Below are 6,445 nucleotides of genomic sequence, written 5' to 3'. Positions count from 1 at the left end.
GGGGGGGGTGTGATGGAGTGTGCGCGGGGAGAACCGGTTTGCCACATCCCCCCAACACCGTCGTTCGGGGGACGCCCGCGACCGGCCGTCGGTTTCCCCCCCCCCCCCCGCTCCAGGGGCCTGAGGCGGACTGGCAATCGCGGGCCCGGCCGGCGCCGGCCGAGACGCTCTGGGTGGGGCCGCTGCCCGCCGATCCGGCCGACGAGGTGGGCACGCGCGATCAGGTGCGGCTCGCGTTCGTCGCGGCGCTTCAGCATCTGCCGGCCCGGCAGCGGGCGGCCCTGCTCCTGCGGGACGTCGCCGAGCTGCCGGCCGACCGGGTGGCCGAGGTGCTGGGCACCACCACGGTCGCGGTCAACAGCGCGCTGCTGCGGGCCCGCGAGCGCATCGCCCGGGAGGCGCCCGACCCGGACGAGATCGGCGAGCCCGGCAACCCCGAGATCAAGAGCAGATTGCGCCGGTACGTCGAAGCCCTCGTCAACGCCGACGTAGGCGCGCTGGCCGAGGTCCTCCGCGAGGACGTCACCCTCGAGATGCCGCCGCACGCGACCTGGTTCGCCGGGCGGGACGCCGTGCTCGGCTTCCTCGCGACGCACGTGCTCACGCGCCCCGGCCAGTTCGTCGTGCGCCCGGTCTCACCCCCGGCCAACGGCCAGCCGACGTTCGCCATGTACGCCGGCGGCGAGCCGCACGCGATCCAGGTCCTCGACGCCGGCCGCCTCGGCATCCGCCACATCCACATCTTTCTCCGGCCCGACCTGTGGGAGCCGGTGACTCTGCCGCCCCACCCGGATCTACCCAGCTGACATCGAACGCTGGAGGAAGAACATGACCGACACATCCGTCGTGGTCGTCGGCGGCGGCCGGGGCCTGGGCCGTGGCGTGGCCGAGGCCGCCCGCAACGCCGGCGCGACCGTCACCACCGTGGCCCGCACCGACGCCGACGAGCGGGGCGACGCCACCGACGAGACCTTCGCCGACAAGGTCCTGGCCACCCACCGCCCCGGGTTACTGGTCGTATCGGCCGGCGCGGTTCCCGAGATGCGCCCGCTGACCGGCCACACCTGGGAGTCGTTCTCGGTGAACTGGCACGCCGACGTGCGGATCGCGTTCACCTGGCTGCGGGCCGCGCTGCGCCTGCCGCTCGCGCCGGGCTCGCGCGTCGTCGTCTTCGGCAGCGGCGCCGAGCTGCGCGGATCCCCGCTCAGCGGCGGTTACGCGGGCGCGAAGGCCACCGTACGGCTGATCACCGGTTATGCCGCGGGCGAGGCACGCGACCTCGGCATCGCGATGACCACCGTGCTCCCGGTGGTCACGCCGGGCACCACGATCGGCGAGACGGCGATCAAGGCGTACGGGAATCGCCCGGCCGTGGCGCCCACGCCGGAATCCGTGGGCGCCGCGGTGATGAGCCTGGCCGAGGGCGAGCTGCAACCCGCCTACATCCTCGACGCGGGCGGGCTGCGGCCGCTGGGTTAGACGCGTTCGAGGACGACGACCGGAATCTCGCGGGACGTCTTCTTCTGGTACTGGTCGTAGTCGGGCCAGGCCTCGACCATCGTGGCCCACATCGCCGGCTTCTCCTCGGGCGTCGCGACCCGGGCGGTGGCGTCGAAGCGGTCACCCTTGATCTGCACCTGCACGCGCGGTTCGGCGGTGAGGTTCACGAACCAGGCCGGCGGCGCGTCGGCGCCCCCCTTGGACGCCACGACCAGGTACTTCCCCTCGTACTCGCGGAAGATCAGGGCGTGCGATCGCTGCTCGCCGGACTTGTTGCCGGTGGTGAACAGGATCAGGATGGTGGTCCCGTTGCGCCAGGAGAAGCCGTCCTCGCCGTTCGTCTCGAGGTAGCGCGCGACGTGCGGGGGGCCGTGCAGCTCGATCGCAGAAGTCATATTCCGACCCTAGGCCGGAAATCCGGCGGCCGCCCGGCGGAATGTCCGACCGAACACTCAGACGACCGCACCGACCGGCCGATGAAACCGCCGTGGACGAGAAGGATGCGTACGACGTCGTGGTGGTTCCGCGATGGCGTCCCACCCGCGCCCTCGGCGTCGCCGCCGGCCTGGTCGTCCTCGCGGCGATCTGGTTCACCGTCGGGCTGATCCACCGCACGCCGCCGGCCATCGGCTGGCTCCCGCTCCTCGTCTCGGTGCCGCTCGCCGGCGTGACCTCCTGGCGGGCGGGCCGCGACGGGCGGGCGTTCTGGCGCTACATGGCGGTCGGCATCGTGCTGGTCGGCCTGGGCGCGGCCGGCAACGCCCGCGACTACTTCAGCGGCGAGCAGCAGGGCCAGCACATCAGCGGCATGACCGCGTCCGTGTACGTGGCCGGGCTGCTCACGATGCTGCTGGGACTCCTGCGCATCCCCGGCGCCAAGCGGACCCGGATCGAGTGGACTCGCTTCGGCCTCGACATCGCGACCGTCATCGTCACCGTCCTCACCTTCAGCTGGCACCTGGCGTACTCCCGCTGGCACACCTGGGTCGGCAACAGTGCCGCCGGCTCGGCGGCCGTGCTGGTCGTGCTCGCGGCCGGCTTCATCTGCGTCTTCGCGTTCGTCAAGGTCGCCTTCACCGGCACCGGCCCGATCGACCGGCGCGCCCTGCACGTGCTGACGCTGACCGGCGCGGTCGGGGCCGGGGGCGGCGCGCTCGCCCCGCTGCTGGCCTCCCGGCCGTACCTGAACAACGCGCACGTCCTGCTGCCGACGACCTGCTTCCTGCTCAGCCTGGCCGCCGATCGGCAGATGCGCGCCACCCGCGCCGGGCGGCCTCTCCCCCGGCCGGTGCCGCGACGGCTGAGCGTCATGCCGTACGCGGCGGTGGTCGCGACCGCCGGGCTGCTGCTGCACGGCGCCGCCTCCCGCTCCGCCGACATCCTGGCCATCGCGCTCGGCTCGGTGGTCGTGACCGTGCTGGTGGCGTCCCGCCAGCTGGTGGCGATGCGGGACAACGCCCTGCTGCTCGACGACCTCGACGCCCGGCAGCGGGAGCTCGCCTACCGGGCGACCCACGACGCGCTCACCGGGCTGCCCAACCGCACGGTGCTGACCCGGGAGATCGCCGCGGCGCTGGCCGAGGACCCGTCCACGGTCGGGGTCGCCCTGATCGACCTCGACGACTTCAAGTCGATCAACGACGACCTCGGCCACGCCGTCGGCGACGCCCTGCTCGCCGGGGTGGCCACCAAGATCGCCGACCGGCTGCCGGCCGGCGGCGTGGTGGCCCGGCTCGGCGGCGACGAGTACGCCCTGCTGCTGCGCGACGACTGCGCCGCCACCATGGCCGCGATCGCCGCCGACCTGCGCCTGCCGGTGCACGCCGGCGGCCACGAGCTGGTCGTCGAGGCCAGCATCGGCCTGGCCCGGGCCCGCGCCGGCGACACCGCCGACGAGCTGCTGCGCCGCGCCGACGTCGCCATGTACGAGGCGAAGGGCCAGGGCAAGGGCCGCCAGGTCGAGTACGCGGCGGCGATGGACCAGCGCAGCGCCGAGCAGTCCCGGCTCGCGGCCGACCTCGGCATCGCGCTCGAGACCGGCGGGCTGCACCTGCTCTACCAGCCGATCGTGGCGATGCCGGACGGCGGCCTGTTCGGGGTCGAGGCGCTGGTGCGCTGGACGCACCCGGAGCGCGGCCCGATCGGCCCCAACGCGTTCATCCCGGCCGCCGAGCGCACCGGCCTGATCGTGCCGCTGGGCGCGTGGATCCTCGAGGAGGCGTGCCGGCAGGCGGTGGCGTGGCGGTGCGAGCTCGGCGACGCCGCGCCACGCACGGTCAGCGTGAACGTGTCGGCGCGCCAGCTGCGCGAGGCCGGTTTCGCCCGCGAGGTGGCCGCGGTCCTCGCCCGTACCGGCCTGCCGGCGCAGGTTCTCACGGTGGAGGTCACCGAGACGGCGGTCTTCGACGGCGGGACGGCGCTCGACGAGCTGCGAGCGATCGCCGCGCTCGGCGTCAAGATCGCGCTGGACGACTTCGGCACCGGGCACTCGTCGCTGGGCCTGCTGCGCACCTGCCCGGCCGACGTCCTGAAGGTCGACAAGTCGTTCGTCGACGACGTCACGTCCTCGGGCGAGGAGAGCGTCGTCGTGGCCGCGCTGATCGGCATCTGCGAGGGCATGGGCCTGCGCGCGGTGGCCGAGGGCGTGGAGACGGCCGAGCAGGCCGAGGAGCTCTACCGGCTCGGTTACCGGTACGCGCAGGGCTACCACTACGCCCGGCCGATGCCGGCCGGGGAGATCGCCGCCTACGGTCAGGCCGCCACCGCGCGGGCGGCGGCCTGAACCCGGCGTCAGCTCAGCGCGGCATCGCTGGGCACGAGCGGGGACAACCGGCAGGTGTATGCCGACCCGGCCGGCAAGCCGATCTGCCTCTGCTGGAACTGATCTGACAAATCGAGGACGTGCGGGTCGTGCTGCGCGGCGGCCAGGGCACAACCTGGAGGATGAGTTGACGCTGGCGGTGAGAAATGGTCACGAAGTCGGCGGCGGCATGGGGTGTCGTGCTGCTGTCGTTGCTGGCCGCCTTCGGCTGTGGCCGGAGCGGCCCGTCCGGCACGCCCGCCGCCTCGCCGCCGGGGTCCGAGAGCACTTCCGGCCCCCGTCCGACCACCCCGTCGCGCGTGCCCTTCAAACCACCGGGCGGTGGCTTGAAGCTCTCGACCCTCCCCTCCGAGCAAGGCGGCGGCGGCCACGAAGATCCGGCCACGGTCGTCAGGGGAACGGTGGCCTGGCGTTTCAAGCCACTCATGACCTTTCCTCGTCAGGGTTACATCGAGTGCACGGAATGCGCATTCGACATCCGGGCGTTCGATCTGCAGCGCCACGATCGAGCCCCGATGCGTGTCGAGATTCGCCTCGCTGGCCGGGGCTTCGTTCTGGCAGACGGTCGAACTATCCTGCCCACACCGTCGAATTCCTTTTTCTGCAAAAACGTGGAATGCGATTTCTACATCAACTTCGTGCCGCCCGGGCCCGGTCATTACGTCGGGACTTTGACCGTGGATGGCGGGGATACACATGCCCGCTATGAGGTCCTCGGCTTCGCTCCGAAGGCGTCCGCTTTCCCGGAGGGCGCGCCGACCGGCCGCCCCTCCCCGGAACCGTCGGCTTCCCGATCGTCGAGTCGTTCCGAGCCTTCGCCTTCACGGACGCCGGTGAGCCCGGCGACGTCCACGTCGCCATCGGAGACGCCGACGGGCTGAGCTGTTCAGGGGTAGGGCGCGAAGACCAATCTCGTACTGTCTTCCGGCAGCACGATCGCGAAAGCATTGGATTTCGACCAGTCGAACGGTATCAACAGCACTCGTTTGTTGGCATGCACCAGAAGCTTGAGGCCCGAGTACCGGTAGCGGTACGGCGCGTACGCCGGGCCCAGGTCCTCCTCCGCGACATCGTGTGGGTCGACGTTTATCCGGCTGGTGCTGTAGACGATCACGTCCGGCTTCGTGGCGAACCGCTGGTCCACCAGAATCTGTGCGGCCCCCGCTCCCAGTTCCTCCGCGTACAGGGCAGCACTCCAGAACATGCAGAGCGCGGCCAGGACGAGCAGAACCCACGAAATCATTCGCGGCCAGCGTGCGGGGACCTTGCCTCGGCGCTTGCGTCGACGGCGAGCAAAGGACAGACCGGACAAAAGCGAATAGGCAAGCAGGCTCAGCCCGAGCGCGAGCCCCAGCGTGCCCAACGGCCTTATCGGGGACTCTCTCCAGAGCGGAACCGCCAGCACCACCGGCCCCGCGACGAGCAGGAGAAGAGCGAATACCGCGATCACGCGGATCGTTACGCGCTTGCGGCGTTCCTCGGCCTCCTCTGACGGGGCCCGGGCGAAACATCGCAGCAGGATGTAATGACTCCCCAACGCCAGCAGGGCGATCAAGGTCAATAACGCAATGGTCTGCCACAGGGCGTCCGGGCTGCGGAGAACATAATCGGAGGTGGACAGGCCCAGGTCGTCCGCATCCACGCCGAGGGTCAGATAGAGGTTGTGAGTCCGCACCCACCCGATGTAGACCGCCAAGGAGACGACCAGCGTTCCCGGCGCCGCAAAAGGTGCGACAGTCTCCATGCCGGCCTTGACGGCTCGCCACGGCGAGTCGGTACGAGCGGGCGGCTCCGGCGCGGCCGGAGGTTCGAGTTCGACGCTCGATGGCGGGCTGCCCGGTCGCCGGGGCAGTGCCGCGCGGACGGCGAGCCCGGCCCCCACGATTCCGGCGGCCAGCAAGAGCGTCTTCTTCAGCGTCATGGCGGTCCGATCGCCGTCGGCGAGACGTGCTCACCTGGACCGTACTGCCGCGTCCGCTCACCGGACGCCGGCGGCCGGTGAGTTTTGGCGCGGGCGCGGATCCATACGGGCGGCAGGTGCCGGCATGACGGAGTTCGCGGAGGCGACCGGGCCGCTGCTGCGGGAGGTTCTCGCGCGGCTACGAGCGGTTCGAGGGCCGGGCG

6 protein-coding genes are annotated in these 6,445 nt (G+C 71.5%); 4 read left to right on the top strand and 2 right to left on the bottom strand.

The genetic code is table 11. The annotated features are described in order from the left end of the window. The first annotated feature begins 173 nt into the window (after positions 1-173). Both ACZ6TB_RS43460 and ACZ6TB_RS43455 read left to right on the top strand, forming a co-directional pair. Positions 174-806 carry a sigma factor-like helix-turn-helix DNA-binding protein gene (locus ACZ6TB_RS43460; protein ID WP_465565981.1) on the top strand — a complete coding sequence of 211 codons (633 nt, stop codon included), beginning with the start codon at positions 174-176 and terminating at the stop codon, positions 804-806. Positions 807-828: 22 nt separating this feature from the next. Next, entirely contained in the window at positions 829-1,479 is a 651-nt protein-coding gene (locus tag ACZ6TB_RS43455; protein WP_465565978.1) for an SDR family oxidoreductase, read from the top strand. On the opposite strand, the gene ACZ6TB_RS43450 is transcribed toward ACZ6TB_RS43455, so the two are convergent. Beyond that, on the bottom strand, positions 1,476-1,895 hold the full coding sequence (locus tag ACZ6TB_RS43450; RefSeq protein ID WP_465565975.1) for a nitroreductase family deazaflavin-dependent oxidoreductase: 420 nt from the start codon (positions 1,893-1,895) through the stop codon (positions 1,476-1,478). The two genes, ACZ6TB_RS43455 and ACZ6TB_RS43450, sit on opposite strands and share 4 nt — an antisense overlap. A gap of 92 nt (positions 1,896-1,987) precedes the next feature. Here ACZ6TB_RS43450 and ACZ6TB_RS43445 point away from each other — a divergent pair, with 92 nt between their 5' ends. Together ACZ6TB_RS43445 and ACZ6TB_RS43440 are read left to right on the top strand one after the other, a co-directional pair. Then, entirely contained in the window at positions 1,988-4,282 is a 2,295-nt protein-coding gene (locus ACZ6TB_RS43445; RefSeq protein ID WP_465565971.1) for a putative bifunctional diguanylate cyclase/phosphodiesterase, read from the top strand. A 185-nt stretch (positions 4,283-4,467) separates the two neighbouring features. Further along, entirely contained in the window at positions 4,468-5,202 is a 735-nt protein-coding gene (locus ACZ6TB_RS43440; RefSeq protein ID WP_465565969.1) for a hypothetical protein, read from the top strand. A 5-nt stretch (positions 5,203-5,207) separates the two neighbouring features. On the opposite strand, the gene ACZ6TB_RS43435 is transcribed toward ACZ6TB_RS43440, so the two are convergent. Continuing rightward, complete coding sequence (locus ACZ6TB_RS43435) at positions 5,208-6,242, bottom strand: hypothetical protein (protein WP_465565966.1); 1,035 nt, start codon at positions 6,240-6,242, stop codon at positions 5,208-5,210. Positions 6,243-6,445 lie beyond the last annotated feature (203 nt).

Source organism: Actinoplanes sp. NPDC051537 (assembly GCF_055586105.1).
The sequence above is the reverse complement of the archived record's forward strand: the minus strand, read 5'-3'. Positions and strand labels throughout refer to the sequence as shown.

Excerpts from the sequence above, each read along its gene's own strand:
- ACZ6TB_RS43455 (WP_465565978.1), top strand. The coding sequence starts at position 829 with ATGACCGACACATCCGTCGTGGTCGTCGGCGGCGGCCGGGGCCTGGGC.
- ACZ6TB_RS43450 (WP_465565975.1), bottom strand. The coding sequence starts at position 1,895 with ATGACTTCTGCGATCGAGCTGCACGGCCCCCCGCACGTCGCGCGCTAC.
- ACZ6TB_RS43440 (WP_465565969.1), top strand. The coding sequence starts at position 4,468 with ATGGTCACGAAGTCGGCGGCGGCATGGGGTGTCGTGCTGCTGTCGTTG.
- ACZ6TB_RS43435 (WP_465565966.1), bottom strand. The coding sequence starts at position 6,242 with ATGACGCTGAAGAAGACGCTCTTGCTGGCCGCCGGAATCGTGGGGGCC.